This is a genomic window from Mycobacterium sp. 3519A, assembly GCF_900240945.1.
Classification (GTDB): Bacteria; Actinomycetota; Actinomycetes; order Mycobacteriales; family Mycobacteriaceae; genus Mycobacterium.
This window is the reverse complement of record NZ_OESG01000014.1, coordinates 2,373,609-2,388,763: the sequence shown is the minus strand read 5'-3', so window position 1 is coordinate 2,388,763 and position 15,155 is coordinate 2,373,609. Positions and strand designations below refer to the sequence as shown.

14 protein-coding genes are annotated in these 15,155 nt (G+C 66.9%); 9 read left to right on the top strand and 5 right to left on the bottom strand.

Going from position 1 to position 15,155, the window contains the following annotated elements; genetic code table 11:
- The 4 genes from C1A30_RS32790 to C1A30_RS32775 all read left to right on the top strand — a co-directional run bounded on the left by C1A30_RS32790 (window position 1) and on the right by C1A30_RS32775 (window position 5,503).
- Window positions 1-903, top strand: coding sequence for a potassium-transporting ATPase subunit C (locus C1A30_RS32790; RefSeq protein WP_101952364.1), 903 nt, complete (start codon window positions 1-3; stop codon window positions 901-903).
- Window positions 900-3,449: a sensor histidine kinase KdpD gene (locus C1A30_RS32785; RefSeq protein ID WP_235010413.1), complete on the top strand. Its 2,550-nt coding sequence runs from the start codon at window positions 900-902 to the stop codon at window positions 3,447-3,449. The genes C1A30_RS32790 and C1A30_RS32785 overlap by 4 nt, the downstream gene beginning before the upstream one ends.
- Complete coding sequence (locus C1A30_RS32780; RefSeq protein WP_101952362.1) at window positions 3,446-4,138, top strand: response regulator; 693 nt, start codon at window positions 3,446-3,448, stop codon at window positions 4,136-4,138. Before C1A30_RS32785 ends, C1A30_RS32780 begins: the two co-directional genes overlap by 4 nt.
- A gap of 168 nt (window positions 4,139-4,306) precedes the next feature.
- On the top strand, window positions 4,307-5,503 hold the full coding sequence (locus C1A30_RS32775) for a hypothetical protein (RefSeq protein ID WP_101952361.1): 1,197 nt from the start codon (window positions 4,307-4,309) through the stop codon (window positions 5,501-5,503).
- Here the strand turns inward: C1A30_RS32775 and C1A30_RS32770 are convergent.
- Window positions 5,500-5,784 (bottom strand): DUF732 domain-containing protein, encoded by a 285-nt coding sequence (locus tag C1A30_RS32770; RefSeq protein WP_142392697.1) that lies wholly within the window; start codon window positions 5,782-5,784, stop codon window positions 5,500-5,502. The two genes, C1A30_RS32775 and C1A30_RS32770, sit on opposite strands and share 4 nt — an antisense overlap.
- A gap of 202 nt (window positions 5,785-5,986) precedes the next feature.
- Between C1A30_RS32770 and C1A30_RS32765 the strand changes: the two genes are divergently transcribed.
- On the top strand, window positions 5,987-6,481 hold the full coding sequence (locus C1A30_RS32765) for a MarR family winged helix-turn-helix transcriptional regulator (protein ID WP_101952359.1): 495 nt from the start codon (window positions 5,987-5,989) through the stop codon (window positions 6,479-6,481).
- Entirely contained in the window at window positions 6,478-6,867 is a 390-nt protein-coding gene (locus C1A30_RS32760) for a DUF5313 family protein (RefSeq protein WP_101952358.1), read from the top strand. Before C1A30_RS32765 ends, C1A30_RS32760 begins: the two co-directional genes overlap by 4 nt.
- A gap of 83 nt (window positions 6,868-6,950) precedes the next feature.
- Here C1A30_RS32760 and C1A30_RS32755 read toward each other — a convergent pair whose 3' ends face one another.
- The 4 genes from C1A30_RS32755 to C1A30_RS32740 are packed head-to-tail and all read right to left on the bottom strand — an operon-like array spanning window position 6,951 to window position 10,740.
- Complete coding sequence (locus C1A30_RS32755) at window positions 6,951-8,576, bottom strand: NAD(P)/FAD-dependent oxidoreductase (protein WP_101952357.1); 1,626 nt, start codon at window positions 8,574-8,576, stop codon at window positions 6,951-6,953.
- Complete coding sequence (locus tag C1A30_RS32750; protein ID WP_101952356.1) at window positions 8,573-9,043, bottom strand: SRPBCC family protein; 471 nt, start codon at window positions 9,041-9,043, stop codon at window positions 8,573-8,575. The genes C1A30_RS32755 and C1A30_RS32750 overlap by 4 nt, the downstream gene beginning before the upstream one ends.
- Window positions 9,040-9,834, bottom strand: coding sequence for an SDR family oxidoreductase (locus tag C1A30_RS32745; protein ID WP_101952355.1), 795 nt, complete (start codon window positions 9,832-9,834; stop codon window positions 9,040-9,042). Before C1A30_RS32745 ends, C1A30_RS32750 begins: the two co-directional genes overlap by 4 nt.
- Window positions 9,835-9,876: 42 nt before the next feature.
- Window positions 9,877-10,740 (bottom strand): alpha/beta fold hydrolase, encoded by an 864-nt coding sequence (locus tag C1A30_RS32740; protein ID WP_101952354.1) that lies wholly within the window; start codon window positions 10,738-10,740, stop codon window positions 9,877-9,879.
- Window positions 10,741-10,782: 42 nt separating this feature from the next.
- Here C1A30_RS32740 and C1A30_RS32735 point away from each other — a divergent pair, with 42 nt between their 5' ends.
- From C1A30_RS32735 to C1A30_RS32725, 3 genes are all read left to right on the top strand, one after another.
- Window positions 10,783-12,654, top strand: a complete 1,872-nt coding sequence (locus C1A30_RS32735) for a propionyl-CoA synthetase (protein WP_101952353.1) — start codon at window positions 10,783-10,785, stop codon at window positions 12,652-12,654.
- Window positions 12,655-12,814: 160 nt separating this feature from the next.
- Window positions 12,815-14,125, top strand: coding sequence for a hemolysin family protein (locus C1A30_RS32730; RefSeq protein ID WP_101952352.1), 1,311 nt, complete (start codon window positions 12,815-12,817; stop codon window positions 14,123-14,125).
- The gene (locus tag C1A30_RS32725) at window positions 14,118-15,125 is read left to right on the top strand and encodes a hemolysin family protein (RefSeq protein WP_101952351.1); all 1,008 of its coding nucleotides are present in this window, start codon (window positions 14,118-14,120) and stop codon (window positions 15,123-15,125) included. Before C1A30_RS32730 ends, C1A30_RS32725 begins: the two co-directional genes overlap by 8 nt.
- The last annotated feature ends 30 nt before the right edge of the window (window positions 15,126-15,155 follow it).

The following is a 15,155-nucleotide window of genomic DNA, read 5'->3' as shown; positions in this document are numbered from 1 at the left end:
ATGAAAATCTCGAATTTGGCTCGCCAACACTGGGCCGCGCTACGCGCCCTGCTCGTCCTCACGGTCATCGTCGGCCTTGCGTACCCGGTGTTCATCTGGCTGGTCGGCCAGCTCCCCGGGCTGCGCGACCAGGCCAACGGCTCGATCATCGAGGTAAACGGAAAGGAGGTGGGCAGCAGCCTCATTGGGCAGTCGTTCACCGACAAGGACGGCAACGCGCTGCCCAAGTACTTCCAGAGCAGGCCGTCGTCAGCGGGTACCGGCTACGACCCGCTGTCCACCAGTGCGAGCAACCTCGGCCCGGAAAGCGTCGTCGACACGCCCGTCGGCGGTGCCGACAATCCAGCCGAAGACAAGCCGAGCCTGCTGACGCAGATCTGCACGCGCAGCAAGGCCATCGGCACGCTGGAAGGTGTCAACGGCGCGCGCCCATTCTGCACCGGCGGAGGCGTGGGTGCGGTGTTGTCGGTGATCGGGGCCCGCGACGCGCAGGGCAACGTCGTGCACCCGACGCGCGTCGTCAGCGTCAACGAACCGTGTGAGACGACGAAGGCGCCCTTCCTCAACACCTATGAAGGCGTCCACGTCGAGTGCGCGAAGTCCGGTGAGGACTACAGCATCGGTCAGATCGTGCCCATCCGCGGCGCCGCCTCAGCGGACCCGAAGGTGCCCGCCGACGCCGTCACCGCCAGCGGTAGCGGCCTGGACCCGGACATCTCGATCGCCTACGCAGATCTGCAGGTGAACCGCGTGGCCCAGGCCCGCGGCATCAGCGCCGACCTGGTCAAAGACGCCATCGCGGACAACACCGACGGCCGCTGGCTCGGCTTCTTCGGTGAACCCGCGGTCAACGTGCTGAAGCTCAACCTCGAACTGGACCAGAAGTATCCGGCAAAGAGCTGACGCGTCCGGTGGATGATGATCGGGTGAGCCCGTCGCGGTACGCCACCAAACGCGGGGAGCTGCGCATTTACCTCGGCGCAGCTCCCGGCGTCGGTAAGACATACGCGATGCTCGGGGAGGCACACCGACGGCTCGAGCGCGGCACCGACCTGGTCGCCGCGGTCGTCGAGACCCATGGCCGCAAGAAGACCGCTGATCTGCTCAGTGGTATCGAGACCGTCCCGCCGAAGTACATCGAGTACCGCGGCAAGCTGTTCGGTGAGCTCGATGTCGAGGCGGTCCTGCGGCGCCAGCCGCACGTGGTGCTCGTCGACGAACTCGCGCACACCAACACCCCCGGCAGCAAGAACCCCAAACGCTGGCAGGACGTCGAGGAACTGCTCGACGCGGGCATCACCGTCATCTCGACGGTCAACGTGCAGCACCTGGAGAGCCTCAACGACGTCGTCACCCAGATCACCGGCATCGAGCAACAGGAGAAGGTGCCCGACGAGGTGGTCCGTGCCGCCGACCAGATCGAGTTGGTCGACATCACCCCGGAGGCGTTGCGACGCAGGCTCGCTCATGGCAACGTCTACGCCCCCGCACGCGTGGATGCCGCGCTGTCCAACTACTTCCGGCCCGGAAACCTCACGGCGCTACGGGAATTGGCGTTGCTGTGGCTGGCCGATCAGGTCGACGCCGCCCTCGAGAAGTACCGTCAGGAGAACCAGATCACCGACACCTGGGAGGCCCGCGAACGTGTCGTCGTGGCTGTCACCGGTGGTCCGGAGTCAGAAACATTGGTGCGCAGGGCGTCCCGGATCGCATCGAAGTCCAGCGCGGAACTGATGGTGGTGCACGTCGTTCGCGGTGACGGCCTCTCCGGGGTGTCTGCGCCTCACATGGGCAGAGTACGCGAACTCGCGATCAGCCTGGGCGCCACACTGCACACCGTCGTCGGCGACGACGTGCCAAGCGCGCTACTGGATTTCGCCCGCGACGAGAACGCCACCCAATTGGTGATCGGCACCTCGCGGCGGTCGCGGTGGGCTCGCATCTTCGACGAGGGCATCGGCGCCGCGGTGGTGCAACAGTCCGGCAAGATCGACGTACACATGGTCACCCACGACCAGGCCGTCCGCGGCTCGGCCTGGTCGCGGATGACGCCGCGCCAGCACCATGCGATGTCTTGGCTTGCCGCCGTTGTGGTTCCGTCCGCGATCTGCGCGGTGATCGTCTACCTGATCGACCCCTATCTGGGCATCGGAGGCGAAAGCGCCATCTTCTTCATCGGCGTGTTGATCGTCGCGCTGCTCGGTGGGGTGGCACCGGCGGCGTTGTCGGCGTTGCTATCTGGGCTGCTGCTGAACTATTTCCTTGTCGCGCCGCGGTACACGTTCACCATCGCCGAGCCCGACAGCGCGGTGACCGTGGTGGTGCTGCTGCTCGTCGCCGTGGCGGTCGCCGCGTTGGTCGACGGGGCGGCAAGTCGCGCGCGAGAAGCGCGACGGGCGTCGCAGGAAGCCGAACTGCTCGCGCTGTTCGCTGGGTCGGTGCTGCGCGGTGCGGATTTGAATGCGCTGCTCGAGCGGGTACGCGAAACCTACTCACAGCGCGCGGTCAGCCTGCTCCGGGAAGGCGCTGGCATCGTCGGATGCGTGGGTACGGACCCGTGCGTAGACGTCGACACCGCTGACACCGCAATCGAGGTCGGCGACGACGAGTTCTGGCTGTTGATGGCCGGGCGCAAACTACCCGCCCGCGATCGGCGGGTGCTGGGCGCGGTCGCGAAACAGGCGGCCGGCCTTGTCAAGCAGAGGGAACTGACCGAAGAGGCGGGTAAGGCCGAGGCCATCGCACAGGCCGACGAACTGCGCCGCTCGCTGCTGTCGGCGGTCAGCCACGATCTGCGCACCCCATTGGCCGCCGCCAAGGCCGCGGTGTCCAGCCTGCGCAGCAACGACATCGACTTCTCCGCCGAGGACACCGCCGAATTGCTGGCTACCATCGAGGAATCCGTCGACCAGCTCACGGCGCTGGTCGGCAACCTGTTGGATTCGTCGCGGCTGGCGGCCGGTGTGCTGCGGCCCGAACTGCGTCGGGTGTATCTGGAGGAAACGGTCCAGCGGGCACTGCTCGGAATCAGCAAGGGCGTCACCGGTTTCCGGCGCCAAGGCGTCGACCGGGTCAAGGTCGAAGTCAGCGATGCGGTGGTGCTGGCGGACAGCGGCCTGCTGGAGCGGGTGCTGGCCAACCTGATCGACAACGCGCTGCGCTATGCGCCGGACAGCCCCGTGCGCGTCACGGCCGGACAGGTCGGCGAGCGCGTGCTGATCGCGGTCGTCGACGAAGGACCCGGAATCCCCCGTGGCGCCGAAGCCGAGGTGTTCGCCCCGTTCCAGCGACTCGGTGACCACGACACGAGTATCGGTGTCGGACTTGGCATGTCGGTGGCGCGCGGGTTCGTCGAAGCGATGGGCGGCACGATCTCGGTGACCGATACCCCCGGCGGAGGACTCACCGTCGAGATCGACCTTGCCGCGCCCAGGGACGGCTCGGTATGACACCACAGAAGACCCGGGTACTCGTCATCGACGACGAACCGCAGATCCTGCGCGCGTTGCGGATCAACCTGTCGGTGCGCGGCTACGAAGTCACCACCGCCGCGACCGGGGCGGAGGCGCTGCGGTCGGCGGCCGATCACCGACCCGACGTGATCGTGCTGGACCTCGGCCTGCCCGATATGTCGGGTATCGAGGTGCTCGGCGGGCTGAGGGGTTGGCTGACGGCGCCGGTGATCGTGCTGTCGGCGCGGACGGATTCCGCCGACAAGGTCGAAGCACTCGACGCCGGCGCCGACGACTACGTGACGAAACCCTTTGGGATGGACGAGTTTCTGGCCCGACTGCGGGCGGCGGTACGCAGGGGCGCGACGTCCTCGGAGACCGACGAACCGGTCATCGAGACGTCGTCGTTCACCGTCGACCTGGCCGCGAAGAAGGTGACGAAGAACGGCGCGGAGGTCCATCTGACGCCGACCGAGTGGGGCATGCTCGAGATGCTGGTGCGCAACCGCGGCAAGCTGGTGGGCCGCGAAGAGTTGCTCAAGGAAGTCTGGGGACCGGCATACGCCAAGGAGACCCATTATCTGCGGGTGTATCTGGCGCAGTTGCGCCGCAAACTCGAAGACGACCCGTCGCGGCCGGTGCATCTGTTGACCGAGGCGGGCATGGGCTACCGCTTCCAGCAATAGCTTTCCGTTGCTCTTCATCGCGCGAGCAGACGCAAAGTGTTCGAAATCGTCGGCGTGTCGGGACATTTTGCGTCTGCTCGCGGGAGAGGGCGACCCCGGGATTTGAACGATTTCGCGTTCCGCGGTCGTTAAGCGGAATGACCTCGACCTCGACCCGGGAGCCATCCGATGTCTGCTGCGCTGCAGAGTTTTCCGTTACAGTCACCGCGAACCGCCGAGCAGGTGCTCGCGCAGGTGAATGCGTTGGTGGATCGACTGCGTGCTCGCGCGTCGGAGACCGAGACACTTCGCCGTATGCATCCCGACAACCTGCGCGATCTGACCGAGGCCGGCGTCTTCGGGCTGTGTATGCCCATAGATCGCGGCGGGTATCAAGCCGACGAAGGCATCGTCGCCGAGGTTCTCGCACAGATCGCACGCGGGTGCCCGTCCACCGGCTGGATGTGCACGATCATGACGCTGTCGGCCATCCTGCCTGCCCTGCTGCCCGAGGAGGCGGCCGACGAGGTCTATGCGACGCCCAATCTGAAGATCGCCGCCGCGCTCGCACCCACCGCAGAGGCCGTACGGGTCGACGGCGGCTACCGCGTCACCGGAAGCTGGCTCTGGAACACCGCGGGCGTCCATAGCAATTGGCTGGCGGGGGCCGCCGTCGTACTCGGCGAGAAGGACTCGGGGCCACGCGCGATGCTGATACCCACCAAGGAGGTGGACCAACAGGACAACTGGCGGGCGGCTGGGATGGCCGGAACGGCGACCAACATCGCCACGGTCAGCGACGTGTTCGTTCCCGCGGCGCGCAGCGTTCTTTTCCAAGACCTCGCAGAGGGCCGCTATCCCGGCCGGCGGTACTCCGGGTTGGTGTATTTCAACCGTCCGTGGGTGATGTGGATCAACGCCGCGAGCGCACCGTCGCTGCTCGGAATCGCCCGCGGAGCGATGGATTGCTTCATGCAGACTCTGCCCACGCGTGGCCCGATCACGAACACCGCATGGCCGAAAGCCGCCGAGGCGCCGCTACTGCATCATCAACTGGCCAAGGCGCAGTTGGACCTCGAAACCGCCGAAATGTTCACCAGCAAGCTGGCCACGCTGTTCCGCGGGGTGCTCCGCAGACCGCCGACAATGCTGGAGCGCACGCAGGCCCGCGCCTACATCGGCCAGATCGCAAGGCTCAGCCGGTCGTGCGTCAATCAACTCTTCGAAGCCAGCAGTAGCTCGCAGGCGCTGCTGTCCGCCGACCTTCAGCGGTACTGGCGCGATATCAACGTGCTGCACCAACACGCGGCCATCCAGCCGAACAGCGGCGACGAAGCGTATGGGCGAGTGCTGGCGGGACTGTCCCCCAACAACGACATCGTCTAGCAGCCGAGGTGGACCACGGCGGCCGAGACGATGTCACCGGCCGCGGGCACCGATACGCCGATCTCGTGCTGCACCTGGAGTATGGCGTCAGTGGAGTTCATCCCGCCGCGGATCGAACTGCAGGCGTTGTACCCCGCGGTCAGCAACTGCTGCGGCGTCACATTGTTGTAGGTGGGCACCACGGCGTGCAGGAAGCCTGCGCTGTCCGCGGCCGCGGAGGGGGCGAACGCCAGCGACATCGCCGCACCGACGATCACGACCCGAACAGCTTTCGACCACACTTCGACTCCTCGACATTTGCTTGCAAATACAAAGGCCAGCTTACTGAACTGATATTAACGGCTACGACAGTTACCCGCAGTCCTCCGTTCGGCAGGCAGTGACGCATATCTCCTTGGCGACGGACTAGTTCTGACGTGCGCGGACGTTCACTATGATTAGGACGCTAACTATTAGGCCCCTAGCCATAGGAAGGAGTGAGCCGTGCCCAGTGGAGTCGCTGCGGAGGTCGATCCGCTCGCATTGGAGCGCCAGGTGTGTTTCGCGCTCGCCGTCACCAACCGTGCGGTGCTCGCGGTGTATCGGCCGCTGCTCGAACCGCTGGGTCTGACTCATCCGCAGTACCTCGTGATGCTGTCGCTGTGGGACAACGCGAAAGCCGGCGGCGAACCGCTGTCGGTCAAAGACATCGCGCGCTTGCTGCAGATGGACTCGGCGACCCTGTCGCCGATGCTCAAGCGGCTGCAGGCCCAGGGTCTGATCACCCGGTCACGCAGCGAGGTCGATGAGCGCACCACCCACGTCGAGCTGACGCCGAAAGGCCGCAACTTGCGTAAGCAGGCGCTGAAGGTTCCGCCGGCGGTGGTCGCGCGATTAGGCGTCGAACTGTCCGAGCTCGAGCACCTCCATCAGGTCCTCACTGGTATCAACACCGCGGCGCTGGCCGCCGGTGCGCTCGATGCGGAATTGGACCGATGATCCGCAGACCCAACCCAATTCGCTGGATCTGGTACACATTCGGCGGGACACTCGGACCCCGCTACCGCGAGTGGGTGCTGCGCGATCTCACTGGCCGCACCCGGTGGGAACGCCAGATCGTGCGGGCGGTCGTGCAGGTGGTGCCGCTCGCCGCCGTGCTACTGCCCGCGCTGGGATTCGGATGGATCGCGTGGGTGGGTGTCGGCTGCGGACTGGTGTTGGCGCTGATCTACTCCGCCGCCTACTTCGACCCCTCGGTTGAGCACCGGCTGGCCAGGCATGGTTACCCGGCAGGCACCGCGCAACGAATCCTCGGCGAACGTGAGAACGCCAAGCATCCGGACCGGATGCGCCGCTATCTGCAGAACTACCGCGACACCGCCTGAGCAAACACTCTGGCCGGTTCCGGCTCAACGGCACTCCATCGGCGCGGCACGGCGGGGCGGCGCCGAGCAGACGTAAAACTGCCCTATTTCGCGGATTTTTGTGCAGGTTTGCGTCTGCTCGCGGTGAGAAGTGACATCACTGCGCGGGTGAGCTGGCGCCGTGGCCAACCCCGTGCGCCGTCGCCCGCCAGCGCGGCGCGCGCCGCGTTGCGTCCGCAGACCCCGTGGACGCCGCCGCCGGGATGGGCACCTGCGCTGCCCAAATAGACGTTCTGCACCGGAGTTTCAGCGCGGCCGAAGCCGGGGGTCGGGCGGAAGATCAACTGCTGGTACAGCTGTGACGTGCCGCCGTTGACCGCGCCGCCGTGCAGATTGGCGTCGCTGCCCTCCAGGTCCGACGGCCGCTGGATCGTCTTGCCGACGACGTGGCCGGTGAAGCCGGGAGCATGCTCTTCGAGCACCCGGTCGACGGCCTGCGCGACCTGTTCGGCGGAGTCGTCGTCAGCCACCCCAGGCGGCAGATGCGTGTACGCCCAAGCACTTTCGGTGCCAGCCGGCGATCGGGTGGGGTCGGCCGTCGTCATCTGCCCGAACAACATGAACGGGTGTTCGGGCAGCGTCGCGGTGTTCAGGTCGGCCATCCAGCGGATCAAGCCGTCGTGGTCGGCCCCCAGATGCACCGTGCCGGCCTCGTTGAGGCTCTTCGAACGCCACGGGATCGGGCTGTCGAGCGCGTAGTTGACCTTGAGAACCGGTGTGTCCCAGACGAAATGCTCCATATCACGCAGCACCGCATCGGGAACAGCGTGCGGGGGTAACAGTGAGCCGTACAGCCGCGGCGCGGACGTGTCGGCGATGACCGCACGCCTGACGCGCACCGTCGCACCGTCGGCGGTGTGGACGGCGACGGCGCGCCCGCCGCGGACCTCGATACCGTCCACCGGCCGAGAACACTCGATGTGCGCACCGGCCGATCGCGCCCGGTTGACCAGAGCCGCCGCCAGTTGGCCGGCGCCGCCGACCGGCACCGGCCATCCGCCGTCCTGCGCCATCATGATCAGCAGGTATCCCATCACCCCGCTGCCCGGCGCGTCGATCGGCACGTCTGCGTGCATTGCATTGCCCAACAACAGAAGTCGCGCCGCATCGCCGTCAAACAACTGTTCGGCCATCACGCCGGCGGGCAGCAACAGACGATGCGCGAGTCGCAACGCGTCCGCGGTGCCGAGCTTGCGCAGCAACCCGACCAATCCCCGCACCGGTGGGAACGGCGAGAACAGCGCCGACAGCAGCGGCTCCTTGATGCGAAGCCACTGCTCGTGGAGCTCACACCACCGGTCGCCGTCTCCGCGCTGACGTCGCCCCAGATCATCTACGGTGCGGTCGATTTCGTGGTAGATGACCGCGGCGTCGTCATCGTCGGCCGACCGCGCGTGCCCCACCACCGCAGGTGCGTGCGACCACCGCAGACCGTGGTCCTCCAGGTGCAGCGCCCGCAGCGCAGGGGAAGCGACCGACAGCGGATAGAACGCGCTGTACAGGTCGCTGACGTAGCCGGGGAACAGTTCGGCGCTCTTCACCGCGCCGCCCGGTTCGGCCTGCGCCTCCAGCACCAACACATCCCACCCGGCGTCGGCCAGAGTGGCCGCGGCGACCAAACCGTTGTGGCCGGCGCCGATCACGACGGCGTCGACGGTGTGCGTACTCACTCGGGCTCGTGCCGCCGTTCCGCCAGCGCCGCCAACCGCGCCAGGCATTCCCGGTTCCTGGGATAGGCCAGCGCCAGTGCGAGTCGGCGCGGCAGCAGATTCAGCGGCCCACCGACCGGCACCTCGGCCATCTCGATGCGGCAGCCGCCAGGAATGTCGTGCAACCGCAACACTATTCGAGCGCCGCCGAACGGACGGCCCTTGGCGAGCAGGACGAGTTCCTCCAGCGGTGTCGACGATTCGACCTCTGTCTCGTCGTTGAGCACGACGGGCCAGATCCCGATGGTGTGGTGGATCTTGCTCCCAGGCTCAGGCCAGCGCGGGTCAACCGCCCGCATCCTGGTGTTGCCCACCACCCACTGCGAATACGTCCAGCCGTCCGCCATCACGTCCCACACCTGCTGGCGGGTCGCGGTGGTGTCACGCTTGACGGTCAGAGAACTGTCGATTGCTGCTGGCCCTGTCATCTGTCGTGTCCTATCCGCATCGAGATCATCCGGCTGCCAATTGCTTTGACGGAGTCGGGTAACACCCGATTGACCATTCCGATCGATTTCGACAGCAGTGATGACGCGACCACCTTGCGGTCACCGCGCATCAACGCGTCGTAGCCCTGTTTGGCGACTGCGGCCGGATCGTCCTTGGGCATCCGACCGATGACGGTGTCGAGCATGCCCCCGCGCCGGAAGAAGTCCGTCTGCGTCGGGCCCGGCATCAGCGAGGTGACGGTCACGCCGCTGTCGCGCAGTTCGTCGTGAAGCGCCTCGGCGAACGACTGGACGAACGACTTCGAGGCGTTGTAGATGGTCTGCAGCGAACCCGGCATGGTCGAACTGATCGACGACGTGAACAACACCTTGCCGGTTCGGGCGGCGGTCATGTCGGTCAGGACGAGCTTGGCCAGGTGCACCGTCGATCGGACGTTGAGGTCGATGATGCTCAGGTCGTCGTCGAGATCGCCGCCGACGAACGGACCCGCCCGCCCGATGCCCGCGTTGAGCGCCGCGGCCGCAAGTCGTGTGCCGCCTTCGGTGGCGCTGCGATAGAGGCGCTCGACCTCATCTGCCCGGCGCAGGTCGACCTGGAACGGCCGGACCTGCACGCCGCTGCCTGCGAGTTTGTCGGCGCTGGCGTGGATGGCACCGTCGTCGGCCGCGATGACGAGGTCATAGCCGTCGTCGGCGAACAGCTTCGCCAGCTCGAAGCCGATACCGCTCGAGGCGCCGGTGACCAGCGCGAGCCCGTTCGGATTTGCCATACCCGCGGGCTACCCGAGACCCGCGCGGCCAAACCCTGATGATCAGCGCGCGGTCTCGTCGGCCAGCGCCACCAGCCGCGCGCGAATCAGGTCGGGGCGCTCGTCGATGATGAAGTGCGTGGCGTCGACCTTCTCCAGGGTGTAGTCGTCGGCCAGCGCGTTCTCCGGCGAGACCATCGACTCGTGGACGACGGTGTCCTTGACGCCGAAGATGGCGCGGATGGGCACAGTCGCCCGCCGCTTCTCGGGATGCCGTGCGCCTCTGGGGATCTCACGCAGCAGAAAGGTGCGGTAGGTGTCCGCGCCCGCGCGCGCCACCACCGGATCGCGGAACCGGTCCACATAGACGCGCACCTGCTCACGGTCCAGCGCGGAGCCGACCTTGTACGCCAGATAGAGAAAGTCGGTGTAGCGCTGAACGGGCACGCCCAAGAACGCGATCAGCGGCTGGTACTTCAGCAGGTCGTGGAAATGCGGCAGCAGTACCCGCGCCGTCACCCAGGGATAGCCCATGTTCAGCGCGAGATACCCGTCGAAGCGTTCGGGGGCCCGCAGGACCATCAGGTAACCGACATAGCCGCCCCAGTCGTGCGCGACGAGCAGCACCCGGTCGAGTCCGAGCGCGTCGAGCAGCGCCAGCACGTCGCTGGCGACGTCCTCCTTGGCCCACTTGTGCGGCGCGGGCCCCGACCAGCCGTAGCCGGGCAGATCGGGCGCGATGATGCGCAGCCCCGGCGGCGGGTCGGCGAGCAGCTCGCGGTAGGCCCAGTGATGCTGCGGCCAGCCGTGCAACGCGAGGACGGGCCGGCCGTCCGGCGGACCGGATTCCGTGACGTGGAAACGCACCCCGCGCGCCTCGACGAATGACCGGCGGACGCCTTCGATGGGCGGCGGTTCGGATGGCATGAATCGGACTTTACGTATCGCCTGCCGCGCTACGGTGCCGGTATGGGTGGATACCGCGACCTGTTCGACGCCAGCATCGCCGATCCGACGGCCTTCTGGGCCGAGGCCGCCAAGGCGGTGACGTGGACCCGTGAGCCGACCCGCGTGCTGGACGACTCGAACCCGCCGTTCTACCGCTGGTTTCCCGACGGTGAGCTGAACACCTGCGCCAACGCCCTGGACCGTCACGTCGACGGCGGGCGCGCCGACCAACCCGCGTTGATCTACGACTCCCCGGTGACCGGATCGCAGCGCACGTACACCTACCGCGAGCTGTTGGACGAGACCGCCCGCTTCGCCGGGGTGCTGCGCGGGCTGGGTGTCGGCAAGGGCGACCGCGTCGTCATCTACATGCCGATGGTGCCGGAGGCGGTGATCGCGATGCTGGCGTGCGCGCGACTGGGCGCGGTGCATTCGGTGGTGTTCGGCGGTTTCGCCGCGCACGAACTGGCGACGCGCATCGACGACGCCAAGCCGGCGGTGATCGTCACCGCCTCATGCGGGGTCGAGCCGACGCGGACCGTCGACTACAAGCCGATGGTCGACAGCGCGCTGGAGATGGCCGAACACGCCCCACCCGCATGCGTGATCCTGCAGCGGGAGCAGCGACCCTGCGAGCCACTGGCGGGACGCGACCACGACTGGCGCGAGTTGATGGCTTCTGCCGAACCCGTCGACCCGGTGCCCGTCGCGGCGACCGATCCGCTGTACGTGCTGTACACCTCCGGCACCACCGGCAAGCCGAAAGGCATCGTGCGCGACAACGGCGGACATGCAGTGGCGCTGCTGTGGAGCATGCGCCATATCTACGACACCCATCCCGGCGAAGTCTATTGGGCGGCAAGCGATGTCGGCTGGGTGGTGGGCCACTCCTACATCGTGTACGGGCCGCTGTTGCTCGGCGCGACGACCGTGCTTTACGAAGGTAAGCCGGTCGGCACCCCGGACGCCGGCGCGTTCTGGCGGGTGGCGTCCGAGCACGGCGTCAAGGCGCTGTTCACCGCGCCGACGGCGATCCGCGCGATCAAGAAGGAAGACCCGGAGGCGTTGCACCTGGCCAAGTACGACCTGTCGGCGCTGAAGTATCTGTTCCAGGCCGGCGAGCGACTCGACCCCGCCACCTACGGCTGGGCGTCGGACATCCTCGGCATCCCCGTCGTCGATCACTGGTGGCAGACCGAAACAGGCTGGGCCATCGCGGCCAATCCCATGGGCGTCGAAGCGCTGCCGATCAAACCCGGTTCGCCGACCGTGCCCATGCCGGGATACGACGTCCGGATCCTGCGGATCGACGGTTCGCCGTGTGAACCCGGCGAAGAGGGCGCGATCTGTATCAGGTTGCCGCTGCCGCCGGGCACTCTGCCGACGCTGTGGGGTGACGACGACCGTTACGAGGCGTCGTATCTGTGCGAGCATCCCGGCTACTACCTCACCGGCGATGGCGGCTACTTCGACGAGGAGGGCTACCTGTTTGTGATGGGCCGCATCGACGACGTCATCAACGTTGCGGGACACCGACTTTCGACCGGTTCGATCGAAGCCGTGCTGGCGAAGCACCCCGCGGTGGCCGAGTGTGCGGTGATCGGCGTTCACGATCAGGTCAAAGGCCAGGTGCCCCGCGGGCTGGTCGTGCTGAAGGCCGGCGCGTCTGCGGCCGGGATCGCAGACGAACTGGTTCAGTTGGTGCGCGACGAGATCGGCGCGGTGGCGTGCTTGAAAGTTGTTGATGTCGTTGCCGCCCTGCCGAAGACGCGGTCGGGCAAGATCCTGCGCAAGACGATGCGGGGTATCGCCCATGGTAAGGACGAACCGGTGCCGTCGACCATTGAGGACCCGGCAGTGCTCGACGCTTTGAAGCCCGTACTCAAGCCTTAACCGGCGCGAGCAGACGCAGAAGTAGCCGTCTGGGGCCTGATTCGCACGTTTCTGCGTCTGCTCACCGGAAGAGCATTAGGTATGGTCGAAGGGACGGCCTGATCCGACGACCAAAGGGAGTGATGAGCGCCTCGAGCGCACCCCGAAGACCTGGCCCGCCATGCTGAGGGCCTTGCTCGACATCGGCCTCGGAATCGCTGTCGTCGTTCTGATCACCGCGTTCACGGCGTACTTCGTCGCGCAGGAGTTCGCCTACACGGCGGTCAACCGGTCGAGACTGACTGCGCGGGCGCAGGCGGGCGACGCGTCTGCCCAGCGAGCGCTTGGCGTCACCCGGCGCACGTCGTTCATGCTGTCGGGCGCACAACTGGGCATCACCGTGACAGGCCTGTTGGCCGGATATGTCGCCGAGCCACTGATCGGCACCGGGTTCGCGGCGCTGGTCGGCGGCGGCGTCGCGAGCACCGCGGGCATCGCCGTCGGCGCCGCGGTGTCACTGTTGTTCTGCACGTTGATTCAGATGTTGTTCGGCGAACTGGTGCCCAAGAACCTCGCGATCGCGATGCCCGAAGCGGTCGCCCGCACGCTGGCCACCTCGACGCACTGGTATCTGCGGCTGTTCGGGTGGCTCATCGCGCTGTTCGACCGCTCGTCGAATCTGCTGCTGCGAGTGCTGCGAATGGAGCCCGTGCACGACATCGAACAGGCGGCCACCGCGCGGGATCTCGAGCACATCGTCGCCAGCTCACGCTCGGCCGGCCAGCTGCCTGCCGAGCTCTCTGTGCTGCTCGACCGGATCCTGGACTTTCCAACCAGCACCGCCGAACACGCCATGATCCCGCGCACCCACGTCGACACCGTGCGCGCCGACGAGTCCGTCGACGCGGTGCTGACCCGGATGGCGACCGGGCACACGCGTTACCCCGTCGTCGGCGACTCCACCGACGACCTCCTGGGGGTGCTGGACCTCGACGCCGTTCTCGACGCGAACCCGCAAGCCGTCGCAGGGACTCGGTGCAGACCCGCCGTCCGGGTGCCCGGCTCGCTGCCGCTGCCCGAGGTGCTCAACCAGCTGCGTGCGGCCAATGACCAAATGGCGTTCGTGATCGACGAATACGGTGGCTTCGCCGGCATCGTCACGATCGAGGACATCGCCGAGGAAGTGGTCGGCGAGATCGCCGACGAGCACGACGGTGACGACAGCGGAGTGGTGCGACGCCGCGACGGCTGGCTGCTGCCCGGCGATATGCATGTCGACGAGGCCCAGCGGGTCCTCGACCACCGCCTTCCCGACGGTGACTACGAGACATTGGCCGGACTGCTGATAGAGCACTTGGGCAGGTTGCCCGCCGTGGGTGACAAGGTCGAGATCTGGCTGCCACAGCGAAAGCTGTTGGCCGCGACGGTGAAAGCGGTCGAGCGCCGCGTTCCTGCCTCCGTCTTGGTCAGCGTGGAGGACGGCGATGAATGACCCATGGGTGATCGCCGCGTTGACTGTCGGCCTGATCGCGGTCAGCGCATTCTTCGTGGCGGTCGAGTTCGCATTGCTGGCCGCCCGGCGGCATCGCCTGGAGGAGGCAGCCGAGAAGAGCGTTCCGGCGCGGTATGCGCTTCGCAGCACCAGGGAACTGTCGGTTCTGCTGGCCGGTTCGCAACTAGGTATCACCGCGTGCACGTTGGCGCTCGGCGCGACAACTAAACCCGCAGTGCACTATTGGCTCACCCCATTGATTCATGCATGGGGCGCGCCGCTGTGGGCGGCCGACGTGGCGGGGTTCGTGCTCGCGCTCGTCGTCGTCACGTTCCTGCACCTGGTGATCGGTGAGATGGCGCCGAAGTCATGGGCGATCGCGCATCCCGAGCGGGTGGCGACGGTGCTCGCGATACCGATGCGCGCATTCATGACCGTGACCCGTCCGCTGCTGCTCGCCCTCAATCAGGCCGCCAACTGGTGCCTGCGCCGCGTTGGCGTCACACCGGTCGACGACGTCGACAGCGGCCAGGATCCGGAAGCGTTGCGCCACCTCGTCGAGCATTCCGCGAAAGTGGGCACGTTGGACCAGGAGCACTATCGGTCGCTGGCCACCGCGTTGGAACTCGAGCGTCTCACGGTAGGTGACATCGTCTCGCGCACAGCGCGTTTGACGACCGTTCCCGCGGATGCCGACCCAGCGGGCATACAGGCGCAGTCGCGGGCGACACGACACCAGCGGATACTGGTTCGCGGTGACGACGGCGCCGTCGTCGGAGTGGTGCACGTTCGTGACAGCTTGCGAGCCCCGCGCGGTGTGACGGCCCGCGACTTGATACGACCGGTGCTGAGCCTGCCGGTCGACACCAAGGTGTATCGGGCCGTTCAGATCATGCAGCAGGGGCGCAACCACCTCGCTCTCGTCGTCGAGGACGGTGAGACGGTCGGCTTGATTACGCTGACCGATTTGCTGCAGCGTCTGCTCCCGGACGCCGCCTAAGATTCCGCGAGCAGACGCAAAAGGCCCCGA

Excerpts from the sequence above, each read along its gene's own strand:
- C1A30_RS32790 (WP_101952364.1), top strand. The coding sequence starts at position 1 with ATGAAAATCTCGAATTTGGCTCGCCAACACTGGGCCGCGCTACGCGCC.
- C1A30_RS32780 (WP_101952362.1), top strand. The coding sequence starts at position 3,446 with ATGACACCACAGAAGACCCGGGTACTCGTCATCGACGACGAACCGCAG.
- C1A30_RS32775 (WP_101952361.1), top strand. The coding sequence starts at position 4,307 with ATGTCTGCTGCGCTGCAGAGTTTTCCGTTACAGTCACCGCGAACCGCC.
- C1A30_RS32760 (WP_101952358.1), top strand. The coding sequence starts at position 6,478 with ATGATCCGCAGACCCAACCCAATTCGCTGGATCTGGTACACATTCGGC.
- C1A30_RS32750 (WP_101952356.1), bottom strand. The coding sequence starts at position 9,043 with ATGACAGGGCCAGCAGCAATCGACAGTTCTCTGACCGTCAAGCGTGAC.
- C1A30_RS32745 (WP_101952355.1), bottom strand. The coding sequence starts at position 9,834 with ATGGCAAATCCGAACGGGCTCGCGCTGGTCACCGGCGCCTCGAGCGGT.
- C1A30_RS32740 (WP_101952354.1), bottom strand. The coding sequence starts at position 10,740 with ATGCCATCCGAACCGCCGCCCATCGAAGGCGTCCGCCGGTCATTCGTC.
- C1A30_RS32735 (WP_101952353.1), top strand. The coding sequence starts at position 10,783 with ATGGGTGGATACCGCGACCTGTTCGACGCCAGCATCGCCGATCCGACG.
- C1A30_RS32730 (WP_101952352.1), top strand. The coding sequence starts at position 12,815 with ATGCTGAGGGCCTTGCTCGACATCGGCCTCGGAATCGCTGTCGTCGTT.
- C1A30_RS32725 (WP_101952351.1), top strand. The coding sequence starts at position 14,118 with ATGAATGACCCATGGGTGATCGCCGCGTTGACTGTCGGCCTGATCGCG.